A 21,895-nucleotide genomic window follows, 5' to 3' on the forward strand; every position below is an offset into this window, starting at 1 on the left:
TAACGGCTCGCCTTACATCGCGAAGGACACGCAGATCTTCGCCCGCCAGCTGGGTCTGAAGCCCTGCTTCACGCCGGTTCAGAGCCCGCAGAGCAACGGAATCTCGGAGGCCTTCGTAAAGACACTCAAGCGCGATTACGTCCAGGTGACACCGTTGCCGGATGCCAAAACCGTTCTCGGATTGATCGGAGGCTGGATCGAGGACTACAACGACAACCACCCGCACTCAGGGCTGAAAATGCGCTCGCCACGCGAGTTCATCGCAGCTCAAACCGCAACCGCCTGAGTGTCCGGTGAAATGGGGGCAAGACCAGTCTGCTGGTGAAACGAAATGATCTTGTGAAATGTCCGAGAGGCGCATCAGCCTAATTTCTCGGTAAGCCCAGTCCAACCAAAGTTTCTAGCGCATCAAGATCGTACTCATACCAGTCCGGCCAAGAAGGATGCAGAAATGCTTTTCGATAGTTTTCTTTCGTCAATTCTGGCCGTCGTTCCAGGGCGGCAGACAAATATTTTCGTGCTTTCTCCGTGAAGCCTCGTTTGGCGCAAGCAACCGCGCAGATCATGAAGGCGAACCAAGGAGCGTTGTTGTATCTGCAAGCGGTTTCGAGGTCCCCCAAGTACTCGTCTGACGGAACGAACTCATCCATAACCCAACGGCCTATGGCGCTGAGGAAATAGCACATCGTAGCCCTTGGGTCTTTGGGGCTGAGTTTGATAGCGGCCTCGGCGCTGCGCAGCATGAGTTCGCCATCGGTGTCCGGATCGAACAGGGTCACCATACACATTGCGTAGTGGCATTGAGCATTGTTGGGGTTCAGGGCCAATGCGCGTTTTACCGCCGCCATTCCGTCGCTGGGATCGCCTGAAATGGCGAGCAGGACCCCAAGAACGAGATATGCGACCTCGTGCCTGTCATCCAGTTCAAGGGCGCGCCGCACACTGGCAATCGAAGCTTGAATTTCAGAGGGCGGATCAGCACTCCAACCAGATCCGACGCGCGTCCAGCCGACGCGACCGATCATTGCGTAGGGATCTGCAAAGTTCGGGTCAATCGCTATTGCCTGACGAAAGAAGGCCTCGGCGGCATCCAGACCCTCGGCAGTGTATTTCATTTGGTCGGAGAGGCCTCGCTGGCACAATTCCCATGCGGTCAGACTGCTGGAGGGTCTCTTGCGGGCGATCTGGCGTTCATGTGCCCCGAGTTCCGGCTCGACCGCACTAACGATTGCGGTGGTCAACTCGTCTTGCAGGGCGAACAGATCATCCACCGTCCGATCCCATTTATCCGCCCACACATGGGTTCCAGAAGCGGCCTCTATCAACTGCGCCGTCAGGCGGATGCGATTTCCGCCCCGCCGCACGGAGCCCTCGACGACGTAGCGCACCCCAAGTTCGCGCGCGACCTTACGTATGTCTGTCGCCGTCCCCTTGTAAACGAAGGTCGAATTGCGGGCGATGACGAAGAGGCTGCGGAACCGGCTGAGTTCGGTGATGACATCCTCGACAAGTCCATCGACAAAGAACTCCTGCTCCGGATCGGCGGACATATTGTCGAATGGAAGCACAGCGATGGATGGCCGTTCACTCGTCTTTGCCTCTGCAGAGGCTGTCACGCCTTCAATTTCCACCCGCCAGACGTCGATCGGTTCCGGAATGTTCTTTACCATCTGTGGCCCGAGGGCGATCATTTGTGCGTCAATCTTCCCGCGCAACTGATCGTGAACGCTGCGGGAGATACAGATGCCACCAGGGTGCGCGAGGGTCTCAAGACGAGCCGCGACATTAACGCCGTCGCCGAGAATATCCGCACCGTCCTCCACGACATCGCCCAAGTTCACTCCAACGCGAAAGCGCAGGCGTTGCTCTTCGGGGCCGGTTTCGCGCGCGCGCATTTGTTCCTGTACTGAGATAACCGAGCGCAGCGCAGACACGGGTGACGGATATTCGACCAGGAGCCCATCGCCCATCGTCTTGATGATGCGCCCGTTTGCGTCCTCGACGGCGGGATCGATGACCTCTGCACGGGCCTTCCGCAATCGCCTTATGACCCCCTCTTCATCTTCTGCCATCAGGCGAGAAAAACCGACCAAATCGGCGGCTACAATGGTGGTCAATCGGCGTTTCATAAGAGATAGTGTCAGTTGAAAAGATCGATTTCAATCGCGTATCGCCATCGACAGAAATACAATCCCATGGCTTGCCCGTATGCGTCGGGTTTTTTGTGCGCTTTCGTGGTCCGCTTGGGGCTCAAAGTCGACATCTGAACCATTCTGCCAGATGTCTGCTTTGGCCGGCATAGCATTCTTTGGCACCTGGCCGAGCATGGTCTAAAGGTGTGGGTATGCCGGGCAGAGCAAAGCCGACCATCATAACGACAGCGATGCCCGGACCAACTCAGTATCCCGTTGTCGGGTCCCGTCCTGTTGCCCAGAATTCTACCTCCTCCTCTTCGTCCTCTGCGTCCCGGGACATTACTGGATAAGCGAAGGTGAGCGCGAAGGCATCGGCGACGTCAGGTGAAGGGATACCGCGCTTTTTCATGTCCTCCTTGCGCTCCAGCATGAGCGCATTCTGGGCGTTGTAGGGCGTTGTTGCATAAATCAGCCAAGGAGCGGACTTCTGCTTTCCCCGGACGGATTTACTCGACGGGCATGGTGACGGGTATGCCAAGCGCGGTGTAGCCGTTCAGCACGGCGATGCGGACCTGCAATTCCGCGGCCTGGCGATCGAAGTCTCGAGCCATCAATGACTGACCAAGCAGCTTGATACAGTTCATCCTAGACTCGACACGGCTCCTGCGGTGATAACCGCTCCATCGTCGCCAGATAGCGCGACCCAGGTACCTTGAGGCTCGCAGAACTTCGTTGCGTGCGACGGCGCCCGGGCTCGTCGGTTTCCATGGCTTGGCGTTTCTTCGGGGCGGTATGACAGCGGCCGCGTTTCGAGCGGCAATTGCTTGGTGGCACTTTCGGGTGTCGCAGGCACCGTCGGCGGTGACGCTACTGATCTTCTGATCCGGCGGGATCTGCTCCAGCAGTTCCGGTAGGACAGGTGCATCTGCGATGTTGCTTCCGGTGATCTCGACGGCCCGGACTTCCAGCGTTTCTTCATCGATGCCGATGTGTATCTTGCGCCAGATACGTCGTTTTTCGCCACCATGCTTGCGGGCGTTCCATTCCCCTTCGCCTTCGGCCTTGATGCCGGTGCTGTCGATGAGCAGGTTCAGTGGTCCCTTGCCGCCACGATAGGGGATGCGAACGTTCAGCGTTCGTTAACGGCGGCACAGGGTACTGAAGTCCGGTACCACCCAGTCCAAACCGACAAGCTTAAACAGGCTTTGCACGAACCCCGTCGTCTGGCGCAACGGCCTGCCGAAGAGCACCTTCATTGTCGGACATGTCTGGATCGCGGTGTCGCTGAAGCTCGGTTGGCCCAATTCAAAACCGGTCGTTCGCTGCCCTGGCCTTAGAGGTCTCAGTTGCGGACAGTTCTGCCATTTCACCTCCGTGCCGTAAGGGTCAAGCATTGGGAGGGAACTGCAAGGCCATCGTCGTCGTGACAATCGGCAAGCTCGGCAACGATCTCACCGATCAGCCTTCGGTGCTCAGTTTCCGGCAGCTTGGCCATGGTCTCGGCCAACGGCGAACCGGCAAGGGCGCCCGTGATGAATTCCTCGGCGTCGGGATAGCGGGCAAACTTCACATCCAGGACGACATGGGCATCCTTTAAACCCGCAGCCTTGGAAAGTTCGTGGAGCGTATCTCGATTTCCCAGCGAATAGACCATCTCCCATGGCGCGGTCGTGCCTTCGCCGAATTCACGGTCCAGAACGGTCGTGAAAGCCGTGCCGATCGGCGAGCGTGTCTTCCAGACGCTAAGTGCGAGGTTGCCGCCGGGTTTCAACAGACGCGCCATCTCGGCCATCGCGGCATCCTTGTCCGGCATGAACTGAAGCCCCTGCTGGCAAAGCACGACATCGAAAGTCGCATCGGGCAGAGGCATGCTAGCGGCGTCGCATTCAACCCACCTGATTTCTGGAAGACCGACCGCAACGGCAAAACGCTCTGCGGCTTCCAACATGTCGGCGCTGACATCAGTTCCGGTCACATTGGCGGCTGCACCGGAGTGTCTTGCAGCGGTTCGGGCCACGACGCCGGTACCGCAGGCCGTATCGAGAACACGGTGGCCTGGTTTGACACCGGCAGCCGTGACTAGTTCCTCCGCAGCGCGCCCCATCTGGGCGCGGACCCAGCATTGCTCATAAACTTCTGGGCCTCCCTTTTTCAGTTGAAAACCGGAATTGCCTGTCATGGTTCTACAGGCCATGACTTAACAGGAGCCCTATGGTTTTCATGGATCGTCGCCGAGACACGATTCGCCAGAAATTCGGTCAAGTTTTTCATTTCACCCGCCGCCGGTTGCTGAGGTCTCAAATGATATTAGCACATTTCCGGAGACCGATGCGGGCTCAATTTGGTCGTTCGCTGCCAGTTTCACGGGTTTCCGGTTTGGGCCGGATCCGCCAACCGCTTTCGAGTTGAAACACCATATCCGCCGCCAAGTCGCCGACGCCTGTTTTGTCGCCCCCGCCTGACACCGCCCCGCTCATCCACGCCTGTCTTCCGGGCCACCGCGTTCTAGCGCGCGGGTGGTCGTCGGCTTCGTTGGACGGGGGCGTTCCGGGTCGCGCGGGACAGCCCCATGGGCTCGCCGCGGAAGGCACCCGTCGGACAGGTCACGGTCGCCATGCTCGACAGCCTGATCGCGATGCAGGGCTACCTGTCGCAGATCTACTTCGTCGCCGGTGAAAGCCCCCAGCCGGTCGGCACGCGGCATCCGTCGATCGTGCCCGACGGCTCCTTTCCCACCAGCGACGGTCATGTCATCGTCGCCTGTCTGACCGAAAGGTTCTGGCACAATTTCGAGCGCTGCCTCAGGCGTGAAGATCTCATCGACGACCCTCGCTTCGCGGAATACAGGCAGCGGCCTTCAAATCGCGACGTGCTCGAACCGATCATCCGCGAGATCATGCAGCGGAATGCGACAGCCATCTGGCTGGAACGGCTGACCGAGTTCGATGTCCCGAATGCCCCCATCCTCAGCATCGGCGAGGCCCTGGATCAGGACCATGTCGCCGCGCATGGACTGATCGACGCCGTCTCCCACCCCGAGGTCGGAGACATGAAGCTGGTCCGCGGCCCGATCCTGTTCGATGCTGTCGTTCCCGCCGGAAAGCGAGTGTTTGCCGCCGAAGGATCTGGCTGCGTCCGGGCTCGCAGAGGCGCCGCAGGAGCCGCCCAGGCGCAGGACGCGCAGCCAGGCGCTCTCGCCGGGGGTCAGGACGTCGTGCTGGTGCGCATCTTGTCATTGGGGATTTCGAGGAAAACGATACGCTGTCTGCACCCCAGTGTTCTCGTTGAACATAAGCGATCTCGATACTTCTGCCTTGACGGTTTCGGCTTCGTGGTTTCAATTTCTCCCATAGGTTTAATGCTTGACGGAGAACCAAATTGGCCTTTCGGTTCGTTCATACTGCCGATATTCATTTGGACTCGCCGTTAAAGTCTCTGGCCTTGCGCGACGAGGCGCTGGCCGAAGTGGTCGGAAACGCGACCCGGTCCACGTTCCGGCGGATCGTCGATCTGTGCTTGGCCGAAGATGTCCAGGCGCTACTGATTGCCGGGGATCTCTATGACGGCAGCCAGACTTCAATGAAGACCGCCCGTTTCCTGGCACAAGAAATGGAGAGGCTGGCCGCGGCCGGTATTCCTGTTTTCGTTATCCGAGGCAACCATGACGCAGCATCTAGAATTACCCGTGAATTGACTTTACCTGAGAACGTCATCGTGTTTCCGGGCAAATCAGAAGTCATCCGGACTGACTGGAACGATCATTCAGTCGCTGTTCACGGTATTTCTTTTCGTGACCCCCATGCACCCGACACTCTGTTGGACCGTTTTGGGCCGCCGGTGAAAGGTGCTTTCAATATCGGGATGCTACACACGTCCCTCGGAGGGGCTCAAGGGCATGACCCCTATGCACCTTGCACGCTGGCCGACCTTCAAGCTACCGGCTTCGACTATTGGGCGTTGGGCCACATCCATCGACGGAGCATTTACCCCGGCGCGACAACCGTAGTCATGCCAGGAATACCGCAGGGACGCGACATCGGCGAGGCCGGGAACAAGTCGGTGACGCTGGTTTCGGTGGGCGACGACGGTTCGGTCGCAACAGAAGAACGGCACCTTGCAATGGCGCAGTTCGAACGTCTCTCGGTGGATTGCCTCCAATTGTCTGACTGGCCGGACCTAATTCAGGCACTGAAGCACGCACTGCGCACGGCGCGGCGTGATCACGCAGGTGAACATCTGATCGTTCGGTCCGTGCTAACCGGAGAAACTCCACTGGCCTGGAGAGCGGGACGTGACCTCGACCTGCTGCATGCCGAGGCACAGAACGTCGCCGAGCAGATCGGCACGCTCTGGATCGACAAGATCGAGGTCGCGTTGACCACCGTCAGCAATACATCCACTGGAGGCGCGGTGGAGGAGCTAGCTCAGATCATCATGCGGCAAAGTCTTCCCCCAGATGATCCGACCGTTCTGGAAGACGTGGAACGGCTGCTGAAGCACCTTCCACGCGAGCTGCGAGGACTTCTTGGGGATAGTGAGGCAGAGACTACCGCCGCTATTGCCGACGCGATGCAGCAGGGTGCAATGGAGGTGCTTGCACGCCTCGAAGAGACCGATGGTTGAACGATGCGACTGAACCGGCTCGACCTAACCCGTTTTGGCAAGTTCACCGATCTGAGCTTGTCGTTTCCCGTCCCGCCCCCTGGTGACCCCGATTTGCATGTGATCTACGGCGCTAACGAGGCTGGGAAATCAACCCTGCTCGAAGGTTGGCTGGACATGCTGTTCCAGATCCCTGTGCGAAGCCGCATGGACTTCATTCACCCCTATCCGTCGATGCAGTTGGGGGCCGCGCTGCAAATCGACGGGCGGACACATGAACTGCTTCGGGTCAAGAAACGCGACAATTCCCTGCTGGACGCCAGCGGTGGACCGTTGGGTGAAGCGCTGCTGCATGGCGGCCTGCGAGGACTCGACCGCTCGTCCTATGCGGCGATGTTCTCGCTTAATCGGCAGACCTTGGGTGAAGGAGGCGAAAGCATCCTGGCCAGCAAAGGGGATCTGGGTGAATTGCTGTTTCAGGCGAGTGCCGGGTTGACCGATCTGGCGGCGCAGTTGGACGAGTTGCGTGCAGAGTCCGAGGAGTTCCTGAACAGGACCGGACGCAAGGGTGTGTTGCGTGATCTTGGCGCCGAATACGAGGACTTGGGTAGGCAGATCAGGGAACTCGATACGGCAGCGGCCGAATATGCCCGCCTGTCGGCTGAACGTGATCGGGCAAGGAATATCTGGCATCAAGCGCGCGAAGCGGCGGAAGCCGCGCAGACCGATGTGATCGAGACAGACCGCCAAATCGCCGCCCTGCCCCTTGTGCCGCGGCTGGACCGCCTGATGGCGCAGATCGCCAGTTACGGTGCGCTGCCGGAACCTCCGGAAGGGTGGCTTGCTGAGCTTCCGGAAATGGACCGCGCCGAGACTGCCATTGCCACCCGGCTTGAGGCCGCGAAAAAGGCTGTGGCAGGGTTGGAGGCCGAATTGAACGGCCTCCATCCAGACGAACCTCTTCTGGATGCACTTGAGGACATCAAGGCGGCGGAGCTGTTGAAATCGGCCCATGACACGGCAGTGGAGGACTTGCCCAAACGGCGCGGAGAACTCGACGCAAAGACCGGAGCAGTCAACGATTGCCTGTCGCGACTAGGGCAAGTCGGGGCGGATCCGGCCACGCTGTTGCCCGAAGCAAGAACTCTAGGGCGCCTGCGCGCATTGATCGAACAAAGTTCAGGTGTGGAAACCGCTTGCGAGTCGGCGAATGGGGAATTGCTGGTTGCCACCGACAACCTGGAGCGCGCCGAGCGGCGTTTACGTGAGGCTGGAGGAAGCGTGTCTGAATTGGGTGGGCTGGCCGGTTTGGTACAAAACCTTCGCCGCGATGATCCTGTCGGCGCACACGACCGCGCAAGCACCGAATTGGAAGAGACGGAAGCGCGTTTGAAATCCGCGTTATTAGCGCTCTCTCCGTGGACGGGCAACAAAGATGATTTGGCGAATTTGACACGGCCAGACCATGCCGATCTGGAGCAACTGGGCGCGGAAATCGCTGAGGCAGACAGGGCGGTCGACCGGGCGCATGATCGGCTGGAGCAATTGAAACAGGCCGCAACCCAAGCGCTCGCTCGGCGCGATGCAATCGGCACAACCGCCGCGGTTACTTTGGAAGAGGCCGCCCAAATGCGAGCCCGCCGGGAATCCGAATGGGCCCGCCACCGAGCGGATCTGACGAAGGAGACCGCAGAGCGTTTCGAGGCCGCAATGCGCCTCGACGACCAGGTGACAGCCACCCTGGCCGATCAGCGCGCCCATGCCGAAAAGACTGCCGAGGCCGAGCGTGCGTTGGCCGAAGCCCAACAACAAATTGACGCTGCCAAAGTCAAGGCGGCCGAGGCCAGCGAGCTGCGCGGAAACCTGGCAAAACGGCTGGCCGACATCGCAACCAAGGTATCGCCTGCGCTCCCTGTCGACATCAACCTGTCAACCTTCCTCGCTTGGCTCGAGAAGCTCGACACGGCACACGATGCCCTGATCAGGCGTGATGACAAGGCACGAGATCTCGTCCGGCGCGCGCAGGGCGTCACCCAAGCGCGTTTGGATCTTTCGAAGGCGCTGGCACAGGCTGGCCGCGAAATACCCGAAGACATGAGCCTGGCCCTTGCCCTCGAAACCGCTCAATTTTTGTTGGACCAGGCGTCCAGGGTTGAGGCTTTGAGCGTATCCGTAGCCGAGGCGCGCCAAAATCTTACCTTGCGTGAGCGCAACAAGCTGAAGGCTGATGATGCGCGCGCCACATGGCAGAAAGACTGGGGGGCCGCCTGTGCCGACACCTGGATGGCGGACGCGCCACCCACTGTCGGCGAGATGCGCGCGATCCTCGAAGAGCTTGACCGGCTACGTGAACATCAGGGACGCATCGTCGAACTCACCCACCGGATAACGACGATGCAATCCAACCGTGAAAGGTTTGAACAAAAGGTTTGCGATTTGGCGGGTCGTCTCGACATGGCGACCGATCTGCCAACAGCCGACCTGTGGCGTGGCATCACCCAGCGAAAGCGCGCAGCCGAAAGCCGCGAAGACCAGAGGGCCAATCTCTCAGATCGTTTGGTGAAGGCGACGCAAGCTCTTTCGAAGTTGGAAGAGGAAGCCGCGATCCATCGCAACAGGACCGCCGAGTTCTCCCGTCACTTTGGGGTCGCAAGTTGGGCCGAGGCACGCAATGCGCTCACGCGAGCAGGTGAATTATCGAAACAGCGCGAAGCTCAGCGCGAACTCACCGAAGATCTCTGTGCGGGGATGCGATGCGATACTGTTGAAGAAGCACGTGCGCAACTGCGTGAACTGGATGCCGATGTGCTCGCCACACGCGCCGACAGCCTGCGCACCGACTTGAAAACCCTGCGCACGGCACAGGAAGAAGCGCAGGATGCCTTCCGCAAGGCAGAAGAGGCCGTCGAAGCGGTCGGCGGCGACGGCGCGGTCGCCCGCCTGGAAGAACAACGCCAGACATTGCTGCTTGAGATTGAGGACGGCGCCCGGCGTCACCTCAGGCAGCGGTTGGGGCTCTTGGCCGTCGACGCTGCCCTCAGGAGCTATCGCGACACGCACCGCAGCGGTATGCTCGAACGCGCATCAGAAGCATTCCGTATCATGACGCGGAATCGCTATTCCGGCCTTGCCGCACAGCCGGATGACTCCCGAGAGGTATTGGTGGCGCTGGCGGCAGGGGGTGGTTCGAAACAGGCCGACCAACTCTCAGAAGGCACCCGGGCTCAACTCTACCTTGCCCTGCGCATTGCAGGCTACCATGAGTTTGCGCGCAACAACGGCCCAGTGCCGTTCATTGCCGATGACATCATGGAAAGTTTCGACGACGACCGCACAGCCGTGACCTTTGGTCTTCTGGCTGAGATGAGCAAAACCGGCCAGGTGATCTACCTTACTCATCACGCGCATCTGCGCGACATCGCAAGGAATGCATGCCCATCTGTATGTATCCACGAATTACCCGAATAATACCTCGGCAACGCTCAAGCGAGACCGCTGAAATGAAAGAGACCGAGGATGCCAGGCCGAAGTTCTTGATATGGGACGCAGTGCTCGGCCGAACTGCCCCTCGGCCAGATTTGCTGCTGTTTTGCGAGTAAGACGCGCTGGGGCTTCGCGGGCAGGCGCTACGGCTGCCGACGTCGGGAATTGTGTAGCAGGAAACGCGAGATGGCAGCCCCAAAGCCGCTGAGCGTCTCTGGCGACATCTTCGAAAGGACCCGTCAACTCGCGTCGCGACTGGCTCGCCCGATCCTGAAATCGGCAAGGATCGCATAGAAGGACGGCAACACCAGCAGGACAAGCACTGTCGACGCCAGCAGGCCAAACACGACCGAGATGACCAGCGGTTTCAGCGTTTGCGCCTGGGTCGAGGTCTCGGCCAGAAGCGGCGCCATGCCCATGATCGTTGTCGAAACCGAAACCAGGATCGGGCGGAACCGGCTGCGCACCGCCTCTCCCGCGGCGCGAACGGCGTCCGCGCCCTCGGCCTGGCGCGCCTTGATCACCCCGACCAGCAGGATGGCGTTGTTGACCACGATTCCGGCCAGCGAGGCCGCACCGACCAGCGACGGCATCGAGATGTTGTAGCCCATCGCCACATGGCCCCAGATCACGCCGAGAAAGGCCAGCGGGATGGTCAGCATCACGATCAAAGGCTCGACATAGCTGCGGAACTGGAACGACAGCACGACGTAGATGCCGACCAGCCCGATCAAAAACCCGCGCAGGATCGACACCACGGTTTCCGCCGAGTTGGCTGCCTGGCCGCCGATCTCGAAGCTGAGCCCGGGCGTCGCCATGGCGAGGTCGGGCAGGAAACCGGAGGCCAGCCGAGAAGTAATGGCATCGGCGTTGCCGACCCGTCCGTCGACATCGGCCTGGACGGTCAGCCGGCGAAGCCCGTCGAAATGGGTGATGCCACCCCAGCCGCGCGCTTCGGCAACCTCGGCCACGGTGTCCAGCGGCACCGTCGTTCCGTCCGCCAGCGCGAGGTGGAAATCCTCCAGGTCGGCGCGGGTATCGCGGTCGCTGTCTGCGAACACCACCTCGACCTCGCGCAGGATGTCGCCGTGGCGCACATCGGCCAGTTCGGTGCCGAGAAAGGCGGCGCGTATCTGGTTGGCCACCTCGGCGGCGCTCAGCCCCAGCGCCTGTGCCCCGGTGCGAAGGGCCAGACGAAGTTCGGGCTTGCCCGGTCGCAGATCGAGCATGGCGTTGCGCACGCCGACATAGGTTTCCAGTTCGGCCAGCGTGGCGCGCCCCGCGGCATCGAGCGTGGCGAGGTCGGGATGCGACAGATGCAGTTCCACCGCGATGCCCTGCGGGCCAATGCCCGGTTCGGTCAGGATCAGCGCGGTGACGCCGGGCAGCACGCCGATTTCCCTGCGCCATGCGGCGATCAGGGTGTCGAGGTCTGTCGCGCGAATCTCGGCACCCAGCAGGTCTACTGACACGGTGGCGACATGGGTTCCGGTCTCGCCGGCCGACAGGTTGCGGTTGAAGCGCGTGATCCGGCGCTGCACCAGATCCTGGCCGCCCGGCTGATCCGGGGCAAGCTGCGCGTTGACGCGTGACAGGGCGGCTTCGACCTGCGCCACCGCCGCCTCGGTCCGCGTCAGCGGCGTTCCCTGCGGCATCAGGATGCGCGCCTCGATCACGTCACCGTCGATTTCGGGCATCGCCTCTCGTTTGACGATCCCGGCGCGCATAGCGCCGACGGTCAGGATCAGCGCCCCCAGCGCCAGGCCGGCCAACAGATACCGCCAGGCGATGGCGAGATCGGCCAGCCGCCCGATCCCTCGGTCGCGCACCAGATCAAAGCCCGCGTCGAAACGGCGGCGAAACGCCGACGGCTTTTTTCTGGCGTTCTTGAGGCCACTCTTCAAGTGATGCGGCAGGATCAGGAACGCCTCGACCAGGCTGGCCGCCAGCGCCGCCAGCAACACCACCGGCAGCACTTCCAGGACTGCGCCGAGGTCGCCGTTCAGGAACGACAGCGGTGTGAACACGGCTGCGGTCGTCAGGAACGAAGACAACACGCCCGGAGCCACCGCCGTGACCCCACGCACCACTGCATCCAGCGTCACCCCGTCAGCAGTCTCGACCGCGATGGACTCCGAGATCACGATGGAATCGTCCATCACGATCCCGATCGCCATCAGCAGCGCCACCAGTGTGATCATGTTCAGGCTGAGCCCGGTCAGCGCCATCCACACGAAGGCGCCAAGAAAGGCCACCGGCAGGCCCATAGCCACCCAGATTGCAAATCCGGGCCGGAAGAACAGGCTCATCACCGCAACAACCAGAACCAACCCAATCAGCCCGTTCTGCACCAGCATAGCCAGCCGGTCACGGATGATCGAGGTCACGTCCTGCACCACATCGACCTTCAAGGCGGCCGGCAGCCGCGCGGTTTCCGCCGCGACCACCTGCGTCATCGAGTCCAACGCCCGCAGCGCATCGGCATCCAGCGGCTTGCGCACCTCCAGCAGCACCGCGCGACGGCCGTCGACCAGAACCCGTTCCTCGGCCGGTTCGAAGCTCTCGGTGATCGACGCCACCTCGCCCAGCGTCAGTGTCGCGCCGTTCGCCAGGGTCAGAACCGGCACCGACGCCAGGTCCTGGATCGAACGCCGCTGTTCGGTCAGACGAATACGCAGGTCGGCGGCTTGGGTCTCCAGCGTGCCGGCCGGCAGGTCCAGGCTTTGCCCGGCGAGCGTTGCCGCCAGCCCTGCGGCGGTCAGGCCATGCTGGGCCAAAACCTCGCGCGACGCGGTAATGCGGAATTGCGCGTCTCCCAGCCCCGAAACATCGACCCGCGCCACATCCGGCAGTGCCGCCAGCCGATCAGCCAGCCCTTCGGCGTAGATGTCGAGGTCACGCAGCGGCAGGTCACCGGAGACCGCTACCGACGCGACCAGGTCGGTGCGGTGCAATTCGAGCGTGATCGGCGGCTCGGCCAGATCCGGAAGGTTGTCGATCGCCGCCGCCTCGGTGCGCAGATCGTTGACAAAGCGCAGGGCATCGCCCCCTGTCGCCATGGTCGCCACCGCGCGGGCGCTGTTGTCGCGAGCCGTGCAGGTGAATTCCTTCAGCGACTCGACCGCCTGCACCGCATCCCACAGCGGCCGGCAGATCGCATCCTCGACATCCGCCGCCGTTGCGCCGCGATAGATCACGGTGATCTCGGCCTCGACCGGGCGGAAATCCGGAAAGGTCTCTCGATTGAGCGTCGGCAGGGCCATGACACCTGCCGCGACGAACAGCACCAGCAGCAGATTGGCCGCGGTCGGGTGGGCAGCGAACCAGCGGATCATTCCACGGCCTCCACCGGTCGCAGAACCATGCCCGGAATTGCCGGCGCGATGTCATCCGTCACCACCCTTGTTCCGGCGCTCAGCCCGTCAACGATTGCAGCGATACCGTCCTGGCGGAACGCCAGCGTGACCGGACGCAGGATGAGCCGGTCGGCCTCGTCGGCGATGTAGACCAGATCACCATGCAGGGCGCTTTCCGGGATGGTGACGACACCGGCAAGTGTGGCGCCGGTCAGGGTCACTTCCATCTGCATGTTCGGCACCAGGGGAACGCGGAACGGCGGCGCCGCGCCCTGATAGGGATCGGTCACCTCGACCACAACGGGAACGGTGCGCGCACGCGGGTCCAGAGCGCCTTCGATCCGCGTGACCTTTCCCTGCCAGACCTGGCTGGGGTCACCGATCAGCCGCAACTCGGCGTCGATGGGCCAGGTTACACCGGCCTGCAAGGCGGACAATACATCGGCGGTTACGGGCGCCCCGGACAACAGCCGCCGGAAACCCGGTATCGGGATCTGCGCCACCACTTCCACCCGGTCGATCGCGTCGCCGGCAAACAGCGGCTGGCCGATGGACATGAACTGGAACCGTTCGGCCTGAACCTGTGTCACGCGCAGGTCGTAAGGCACCGCGATCCTCGTGTTCTCCAGGTCGCGTCGCGCGCCTGCCAGCGCCGCCTCGGTCCGTGCCACCTGCGCGGTCAGCCTCATTTGCCGGGACGGGATCAACGCCAACGAATTTTCCAGTTCCGTCACCACCCGGCGGGCCGCCAGCACGCCGCGTTCGGTTTCGTCGGCCCGAGCCCGTGGGGCGGCGCCCTGGGCAACGAGGTCCCGGACCCTGGCCAGATCGCTGTCCAGCAGGGCCAGCCGCGCCCGTTCCAGCGCCAGCACCTTGCCAGTATTGGCAGCCTCGGCCTCGATCTGCGCCACTTCGGCGGCAAAGGCGGTCAGGTCGGCCTCGAACTGGGCGATGGCCAGGTCGTGGTCGGCGGGATCGAGCCGCAGCACCTCATCGCCGGCTGCGATCACCCGGCCGGGCTCGAGGTTGTCGTGCCGCCAGATTACCGTCCCGCGCACCTCGGCGATTGCCGTCCAGTGTTCGGCGGCGCGGACATTGCCCCAAGCGCGCACCGTTGGGCGGATATCCCGGACCTGCGCCCTTTGCACGTGCACGGCCTGACCGGGCGCTTCGGCGGGAACCTGGGCCGGGCCGGAGGCCTGCGAGATAAACCAGGCCGCGGCTGCGGCGCCGATCGCCAGGGGCGGCAGCATCCAGAGAAGAGTGAAACGTCCCAAGGCGGCTCCTTCTCGTGCCTCGGTCGTCGCAAGCGGCAACTTTCGAAAACCGGTTGATCTTTGTGGGGGTTCCGTTTAGTTAGTTATTACTCACTAACAAGCAGCACGTCAATGGCCCGTCGAAGAACCGCAGAAGACCGCAAGTTGCAGATCGTCGAAGCGATGCTTCGACTCGCCGACGAGGTCGGCCCCGACCGCATCACCACCAGCGACGTGGCCAGGGCCGTGGGCCTGACCCAGCCAGGCATCTTCCGTCATTTCCCGACCAAACAGGCGCTGTGGCTGGCCGTGGCGGAAACCGTGGCGACACGTCTGACCGCTGCATGGGACAGCGCGGTCGCCGGGGTGGAAACGCCGGAGAAGAGGCTTCGCGCGCTGGTTCTGGCCCAGTTGCGCCGGATCGAGCTCTGTCCGGCATTGCCGAGCATATTGTTCTCACGCGAGATGCAGGTCGAGAATGCCGAACTTCGCGCGGCGTTCCGCGACTTGCTGGCGTGTTTCCAGGGCCGGCTGGTCGCCGAGTTGCGTACCATGAAGTCGGGCGGAACCATTCCGCCCTCGCTGGCCGCCGAAGACGCCGCCGTGTTCCTCACCTCGCTGGTTCAGGGACTGGCAATCCGCTGGATGCTGGGCAACCGGTCCTTTCACCTCGTCGAAGAAGGCGGCCGCCTGTTCGACACTCAAATCGCCATGATGCGGCGCACACCAGGGGGAGCCTGCAGTGACCAACCCTGAAACCACGATTTCTCTGCGCGTTGCCGGCGGCTTCGCCGTTGTCTTCGGCGCGCTCACCATCGTTTCCAGCGGACGCGCCCTGTTCGGCAACGCCGACATGGGGGCGGTCGTGCCCTTCGTGCTTTGGTTCAACTTCTTGGCCGGGTTTGCCTATGTCATCGCCGGTATCGGCCTGTGGCGCGGGCGCCGTTGGGCGGTGCGCCTGTCACTGCTCGTGTTCCTGGCAACCGCAATCGTGTTTGCCCTGTTCGGTCTTCATGTCTTGCGCGGCGGAGTCTACGAGGCCCGGACGGTCGGCGCGATGACCCTGCGCTGCACGGTCTGGGCTATCATCGCGTGGGTGGCGGCCAGGCACAGGCCGACGGACCCGGCGTGAAACCCCATGAAGCAACGCCCTTCCCACGTCTCAACGTGTCGGGTTCGGGCAGATAACTCGGAAGGAAACGTCCCACGACCCAGTCGTTGGCCCAGTTTGTGTTCAATCGTCCTTGAACACGCCGCGATCGGCGGCCCGATGGCAGGCGATGCAGTTCGAGACCGACCCGGCCCTTTCAACTGACCGGACGAAACTTCCTTGTCGTGCGCGTGCCGGAACCACGGCATGTCCGAGATCCGCAGCGGCGCATCGGTGAAGGCGACACCGGGCAAGAGTCCCGCCCCCCGTCCGCGGCATCCGCCGCGTTCTGCTCCGGATAAGCCTCAATCTCGGCGCACCCGGCGGTGGCCGTGTAATGCAGCATGCTTCGGCAGGGAACAGGTTCGGTGGCACCCTTGCGCCAGCGTCCGATCCGAGCCGGATCTGCGTTTTGCGTTGCAAATCCAAATCAGCCGGTAAACAGCCGGTCGCCCTTTTTCTCGCTTCCGGCCGGCCCCGCTGCGCTCACCCGCGCGGGGCTCCGGGCCGCCCTGTCCAAGGTCGGCGCGCGGAACAAACCTGTCCGGTTCTCCGAGAGCCCTGGGAATGCCCCTGATTATCCATTTTATCCCGATACAGAGCTTCCAGGGATACCGACCGGCCGTTTCAACGCAGGGGCAGCGCCTGGAATTCCATCGTTCAAGCCTTCAAGAGCATTTCGATCTGGCTCGGCCGAAAGGGTCAGGGAGTCGCGGGGCGGTCCTGTCAGGGTTCGCTTGTGAAATTCCTGCGCAGGCTGCGTGTCAGGGTGGTTGCATTCGCAAAACCGCAACGCAACGCGATCTGGTCTGGCGCAAGGTCGCTGTAGCGACGCAGTTCACGGGCGCGCGCCAGACGAAGAAGAAGGTAGTACCGACCCGGAGTCATCTGCAATTCCGTCCAGAACAGACGGCGCAAGGACCGTTCCGATATATGGGCCTGTCGCGCCAGATCCGGGATCGGCCACGGTGCTTCGAGCGTCTCGGACATGAGAACGACAACCTGTTTGAGTTTTGGCGACACCGATTGTGATAACGCCTGATCTGGATAGGAGGCGCCGTGCCGCCTGGCATTGTCATGCAGGAACATCGCGCCCGCATCGAAGGCGACCGAAGCACCGAACCGGTCCCGGATGAAGTGCAACATCAGATCCAGGGCGGCCGCCGCGCTGCCGCACGTCCAGAACCGGCCATCCTGAACGTGGCGATCGGGGCGGACCTGGGTTCCGGGGAACTCCTCGGCGAACTCTTCAAGCAATTGCCAGTGCAACGTGGCCTTTCGACCGTCCAGGAAACCGCCGCGCGCCAGTACCCAGGCACCGGTATCCGCGGCAATCACGGTTGCCCCCTGCATCAACCGCCGAAGGCTGCGCGCGGGCGTCGCCTCTTGCCTGCGAAAGGCGTCGCCGCCGATGAGGAGGACCAGATCGGAGCCGGGCGCTTCCGCTATCGGCATTTCCGGAGAAATGCTCAGTCCACTGGAACTGGTCACGGCACGGTCGCCATCGGTCAGAATGCTCCAGCGTATGTCCGCGCCGGTTTGATCGCGGACCACCCGCAACGGCTCGAGCAGACAAGCGAGCACCATGTTGGAAAAGGCATCGCACAGGAAAACAGAGACATTGATGGAACTCATTGGCAGGATTGATCCGAAATTTGGCAGAATGAGTATGAGCGATGCCCGGACAAGTTTCTAGAGTGGTGGGAGTTTTCAGCCAGAGCAGGATCAGGTGACCATGCAGAACCGCCCACTTTCCCACGTTCGCGTGCTTGATTTCGGGCATTATCTGGCCGGTCCGCTGGCCGGCATGATGCTTGCCGATCTCGGGGCCGAGGTGATCCGTATCGACCCGCCGGGCGGCCCCAGGTGGAAGGATCCTGCTTTCGACATGCTGTCGCGCGGCAAGCGCGCGCTGACGCTTGACCTCAAGTCGGCAGCCGGGCGCGATACGGCGCTCGACCTGGTGCGCCGCGCCGACGTGGTGATCGAGAACTTCCGCCCCGGCGTGATGGAGCGGCTGGGGCTTGGGCCAGAGGCACTGCGGCAGGCGAATGCCGATATCATCTCTCTTTCGCTCCCCGGTTTTGCCTCGACCGATCCGGAGTTCGCGGGTCTCGCGGCCTGGGAGGCGGTGATCGCGGCGCGCACCGGGCAGTTTACCGATATGGGGCTGAACCGGCGGCTGATGGGGATCAACCCTTCGTTTACGCCGCTGGGGTTGGCCTCGGCCTATGGCGCCGCGTTCGGCGCGATGTCGGTGCTTTTTGCGCTGGCAGCGCGGGACCGGACGGGGGGCGATCATATCGAGGTGCCGCTGGCCTCGGCCCTGCTGGAGGGGCTTGTCTACAACTGCGAGCAGGTCGAGGACTACCCCGACCGCTATAAATCGCCGCGTGAGCTGGAGCTGGAGCGGCGAGCCCGCGAGGGGCTGCCCAACGATCTGAGTTTTGCCGAGCTTTCGGAATTCCTCGATCCGTTCTACCGTACCTATACCTGCGCCGACGGGCGCGGGTTCTACATCGTGTCCTGCTCGATCGTGAACCATCCCCAAAGGGTGCTTCAGGTACTGGGGCTTGGCGATCTGCTCAAGGAGTTGCCGGATTTCGACGTCTATGTTGACAAGGCCGATTGGCCTGCCGACTGGGCCCTGCGCAGCTATCCGGTGGGCGCGCGCGACCGCCAGCGCCTTTCGGAGGCGATGAAGGCGGCCTTCCTGACTCGCCCGTCGCATGAGTGGGAAGCGCTGTTCGGCGCGGCCAAGGCCCCTGCCACGGCACAGCGCAGCACGGCCGAATGGCTGGCTGACCCTCATGCGTTGGCGTCTGGGCTGGTGGTCGAACTTGACGACCCCCGCCATGGACGAATTCGGCAGATGGGCAATGTGGCGTGGCTCGCGGATGATCCAGGGACGATGATCAAGATCGCGGGACCAAAGCCGGATGATGTCCGGGGCGACCTGAGCTGCATTCTAGAGGAACCGCCGCGCACAAGTTCGGGCGGCCAAGGCAAAGGCGGCTGGCTTGATGGGTTGAAGGTGCTGGATCTGACCAATGTCATCGCCGGGCCGACCATCGGATCGACGCTGGCGCGTTTTGGGGCGCAGGTCACGCTGGTCCAGCCAGTGCGGCCTTCGGTCGATCCCTGGAATGCGGTGGTGTTCGGATTGCATGCGCAGCGCGGCAAGGAGAGCATATTGCTCGATCTGCACTCAGGGGCGGGCCAGGAGGCGCTCTGGCGGATGGTGGCCGAGGCGGACGTGATCACCATGAACGGCACCGATCAGCAACGCGCTTCGCTGGGACTGACCGAAAGCCGCCTGAACGAGATCAACCCGCGCCTCATTCTGGTGCAGCTCGATGCCTGGGGGGGACCGCGTCGGGGGCCGAAATCGGATCACCTCGGGTATGACGATCTTGCGCAGGCGGCGACGGGTGTGATGACCCGCTTTGGCGGTGGACCGGAAACACCCGAGGAACACGCCCATTTCGGCACGATCGATGCACTGACCGGGTATTGCGCCTGCGTGGCCCTTGGCGCGGCGTTGGAACGGCTCAGGGTCACCGGCAAAGGCGGTATTGCCCGCGCTTCGCTGGCCGCCGCGGGCGAGATGATCCAGGCCCAGTTCATGTATGATTTCGAAGGCCGCCCCGCGTTCGATGAACCCTCGGGGCGCGCAGCGCGCGGTTGGGGGCCGTTCTATCGCTGCTATACTGCCGCCGATGGCTGGATGTTCGTCGCCGCGCCGACAGAGCGTGAGACGGCCTTGGCCCGCGTGCCCGAACTCTCCGATCTCGTCGGGTGCGAAGCCGATCTGGAAGCCGAGCTTTGCAACCGGTTTGCGAAAAGGCCGGTGGCCCATTGGACGCACGCCTTCGCCGGCAGTTCGACGGGGATCACGCCACTCGGCTCGCTCCATGGCACCCGCAACGCCGGACTCCAGCTGGAAAGCGAAGGGACAATCGACATTTGCAAGGCGACCTTCCGCGCTGTGCGCCATGATCGGCACCCGATGGGCCGTTGGGTCGACCTTGTCGCGCCCAATGCGGTGCGCCCAGGGAAAGCCGGGATCACCATTCCCGGCCCAGCGCCGAAATACGGACAGGACACGCGCAAGATCCTTGCGCGCCTCGGCTACAACGACACCGACATCCAGGGCATGATCGACGCAGGCGCGACAGCCGAGAGCTGGTCGGAAAAATATCTGCCGGAGTAGACACATGACCAAAGACCTGAACGGACCGGCGATCACGCCCCGCACCCGCGCCAAGGCACGCCATATCCTCGATCACTATTATATCGGACCGGCGCGCGATGACTCGGTGCTCGAAATCTGGGGCTACACCCCCGAGATGAGCTATGCCCCCGGGGACCGCGTTGCGCTGCATGTGTCGACCACCGCGGCGGAATGGGATCTCGAGATCGGCCGCGACGGGCTGGCCTATCACCCCTTGCTGACCGAGACGGGCCTGCCGGGGGTGCATCATCCCACGCCGGAGGATTGCTCGGTCAAGGGCTGTGGCTGGCCCGAGACCTATGCCTTTACCATCCCAGATGATTGGACGCCCGGCGGCTATCTGGTCACATTTCGCGCCCAAAGGGGCGACGATAGGGTCGAAGAGCATCACATCATCCTGGTCAGAAGCGCGCCCGAGGCCCCGCCCCCGCCCTATGTTCTGGTCTGTGCGACGGGCACCTGGCTGGCCTATAATTGCTGGGGCGGGTCGAACCACTACGAGGGTATCACCGGCCCGAATGGCAACGCCTTCTCCGCCGTCGTCTCGACGCAGCGGCCATGGACACGGGGCTTTTGCAGATTGCCCGAGGGCGCGCCCCGCGCGCTGCGGGAAGAGCCGACCCGTCCTGGCGAAATGGTCCGCTATCCTTACATGGAATGGGCCTATGCCTATGGCTATTCCAAGAAATATGCCTCGGCAGGCTGGGCGAGCTATGAGCGCCATTTCGCCCGCTGGGCCGAGGGTGAGGGCTATGCGTTCGACGTGATCGCGCTGCATGATCTGCACCGCGACCCTGGGTTGCTCAACCGCTATGCCTGTGCCGTCTTCGTGGGCCACGATGAATACTGGAGCGCCCAAATGCGCGACGCAGTGGATGCCTATGTCGAAGCCGGCGGCAATGTCGCGCGGTTCGCCGGGAACTTCCTGTGGCAGACCCGGATCGAGGACGAGGGCCGCACACAGGTATGCTACAAGTATATAGCCGACCAGGATCCGTTGATGGGAACCGACCGGGAGCACCTTGTCTCGGGCGCTTTCGAAGTCGCGCCGGTGGACCGCCCCGGCGCGCTGACCTTCGGCGTCAACGCCCTGCGCGGTGTCTATGCAGGCCTCGGCAATTGTGTGGGCGGCGGTACGGGCGGGTTCACCATCTACCGCCCCGGCCATTGGGCGTTCGACGGTGCAGGTGTTGGATATGGCGATGTGCTGGGCGCGCGGGCGCGGATTTTCGGCTATGAGGTCGATGGGCTCGACTATCGTTTCGAGGACGGGTTGCCCTTTCCAACCTGCGTCGACGGCGCCGTGCCGGAGATCGAGATCCTCGCTATGGGGCTCGCCACCAATATCGAGGCCGACCACGGTGTCTGGGGCGAAACGCTCTACATCGGCTCGGCCGATGCGGCGTTCAAGGCGCAGGTGCTTTTCGGAAAGGTCACGCCGGAAACGCTCGATGCCTGCCAGCGCGGCAACGGAATGATCGTTTCTTGGCGCCGTCACAAGGGCGAGATCTTTACCGCCGCAACCTGCGAATGGGTCGCGGGCCTGATCCGGCAAGATGTGCAGGTCGAACAGATCACGCGCAACGTGCTCGACAGGTTTGGCAAAGCAACCGGCACATAGGGCCCGATCGGGGGATAGCGACTGCCGACGGCCAGAAGAAAATGGCGGCGACTGCCCG

Annotated in this window: 14 protein-coding genes and 1 pseudogene; 8 read left to right on the top strand and 7 right to left on the bottom strand. The window is 62.7% G+C overall.

What is annotated here, in order from left to right; genetic code table 11:
• Nucleotides 1-286, top strand: a 286-nt coding sequence (locus tag BLT75_RS21640; RefSeq protein ID WP_143028625.1) for an integrase core domain-containing protein, incomplete at its 5' end; no start/stop codon positions are given.
• Nucleotides 287-365: 79 nt separating this feature from the next.
• Here the strand turns inward: BLT75_RS21640 and BLT75_RS21645 are convergent.
• From BLT75_RS21645 to BLT75_RS21655, 4 genes and pseudogenes are all read right to left on the bottom strand, one after another.
• Complete coding sequence (locus BLT75_RS21645) at nt 366-2,117, bottom strand: adenylate/guanylate cyclase domain-containing protein (protein WP_176828172.1); 1,752 nt, start codon at nt 2,115-2,117, stop codon at nt 366-368.
• Nucleotides 2,118-2,397: 280 nt separating this feature from the next.
• On the bottom strand, nt 2,398-2,565 hold the full coding sequence (locus BLT75_RS24515) for a hypothetical protein (protein ID WP_176828175.1): 168 nt from the start codon (nt 2,563-2,565) through the stop codon (nt 2,398-2,400).
• A gap of 76 nt (nt 2,566-2,641) precedes the next feature.
• Nucleotides 2,642-3,529: pseudogene (locus BLT75_RS21650) on the bottom strand (IS5 family transposase).
• Complete coding sequence (locus tag BLT75_RS21655) at nt 3,502-4,314, bottom strand: class I SAM-dependent methyltransferase (RefSeq protein ID WP_176828177.1); 813 nt, start codon at nt 4,312-4,314, stop codon at nt 3,502-3,504. Before BLT75_RS21655 ends, BLT75_RS21650 begins: the two are co-directional and overlap by 28 nt.
• Nucleotides 4,315-4,704: 390 nt before the next feature.
• On the opposite strand from BLT75_RS21655, the gene BLT75_RS21660 reads away from it, so the two are divergent.
• Genes BLT75_RS21660 through BLT75_RS21670 form a run of 3 tightly spaced genes read left to right on the top strand, consistent with a single transcriptional unit; the run spans nt 4,705 to nt 10,205 of the window.
• Nucleotides 4,705-5,565 carry a CoA transferase gene (locus BLT75_RS21660; RefSeq protein WP_093037144.1) on the top strand — a complete coding sequence of 287 codons (861 nt, stop codon included), beginning with the start codon at nt 4,705-4,707 and terminating at the stop codon, nt 5,563-5,565.
• Entirely contained in the window at nt 5,514-6,758 is a 1,245-nt protein-coding gene (locus tag BLT75_RS21665; RefSeq protein ID WP_093037147.1) for a metallophosphoesterase family protein, read from the top strand. Before BLT75_RS21660 ends, BLT75_RS21665 begins: the two co-directional genes overlap by 52 nt.
• Nucleotides 6,759-6,761: 3 nt before the next feature.
• Nucleotides 6,762-10,205, top strand: coding sequence for an AAA family ATPase (locus BLT75_RS21670; RefSeq protein WP_093037150.1), 3,444 nt, complete (start codon nt 6,762-6,764; stop codon nt 10,203-10,205).
• A gap of 254 nt (nt 10,206-10,459) precedes the next feature.
• Here the strand turns inward: BLT75_RS21670 and BLT75_RS21675 are convergent, their stop codons facing one another.
• Both BLT75_RS21675 and BLT75_RS21680 read right to left on the bottom strand, forming a co-directional pair.
• On the bottom strand, nt 10,460-13,555 hold the full coding sequence (locus tag BLT75_RS21675) for an efflux RND transporter permease subunit (RefSeq protein ID WP_093037153.1): 3,096 nt from the start codon (nt 13,553-13,555) through the stop codon (nt 10,460-10,462).
• The gene (locus tag BLT75_RS21680) at nt 13,552-14,853 is read right to left on the bottom strand and encodes an efflux RND transporter periplasmic adaptor subunit (protein ID WP_143028627.1); all 1,302 of its coding nucleotides are present in this window, start codon (nt 14,851-14,853) and stop codon (nt 13,552-13,554) included. The genes BLT75_RS21675 and BLT75_RS21680 overlap by 4 nt, the downstream gene beginning before the upstream one ends.
• Before the next feature lie 111 nt (nt 14,854-14,964).
• On the opposite strand from BLT75_RS21680, the gene BLT75_RS21685 reads away from it, so the two are divergent.
• Nucleotides 14,965-15,588 (top strand): TetR/AcrR family transcriptional regulator, encoded by a 624-nt coding sequence (locus BLT75_RS21685; RefSeq protein ID WP_093037159.1) that lies wholly within the window; start codon nt 14,965-14,967, stop codon nt 15,586-15,588.
• Entirely contained in the window at nt 15,575-15,964 is a 390-nt protein-coding gene (locus tag BLT75_RS21690) for a hypothetical protein (protein WP_245706615.1), read from the top strand. Before BLT75_RS21685 ends, BLT75_RS21690 begins: the two co-directional genes overlap by 14 nt.
• A 744-nt stretch (nt 15,965-16,708) precedes the next feature.
• Here the strand turns inward: BLT75_RS21690 and BLT75_RS21695 are convergent.
• Entirely contained in the window at nt 16,709-17,617 is a 909-nt protein-coding gene (locus BLT75_RS21695; protein WP_093037162.1) for a GlxA family transcriptional regulator, read from the bottom strand.
• A gap of 100 nt (nt 17,618-17,717) precedes the next feature.
• On the opposite strand from BLT75_RS21695, the gene BLT75_RS21700 reads away from it, so the two are divergent.
• Both BLT75_RS21700 and BLT75_RS21705 read left to right on the top strand, forming a co-directional pair.
• The gene (locus BLT75_RS21700; RefSeq protein WP_093037166.1) at nt 17,718-20,195 is read left to right on the top strand and encodes a CoA transferase; all 2,478 of its coding nucleotides are present in this window, start codon (nt 17,718-17,720) and stop codon (nt 20,193-20,195) included.
• Nucleotides 20,196-20,199: 4 nt separating this feature from the next.
• Nucleotides 20,200-21,837 (top strand): N,N-dimethylformamidase beta subunit family domain-containing protein, encoded by a 1,638-nt coding sequence (locus BLT75_RS21705; protein ID WP_093037169.1) that lies wholly within the window; start codon nt 20,200-20,202, stop codon nt 21,835-21,837.
• Nucleotides 21,838-21,895 lie beyond the last annotated feature (58 nt).

Origin of the sequence: Ruegeria marina (assembly GCF_900101475.1) — a bacterium.
Lineage (GTDB): Bacteria > Pseudomonadota > Alphaproteobacteria > Rhodobacterales > Rhodobacteraceae > Ruegeria_B > Ruegeria_B marina.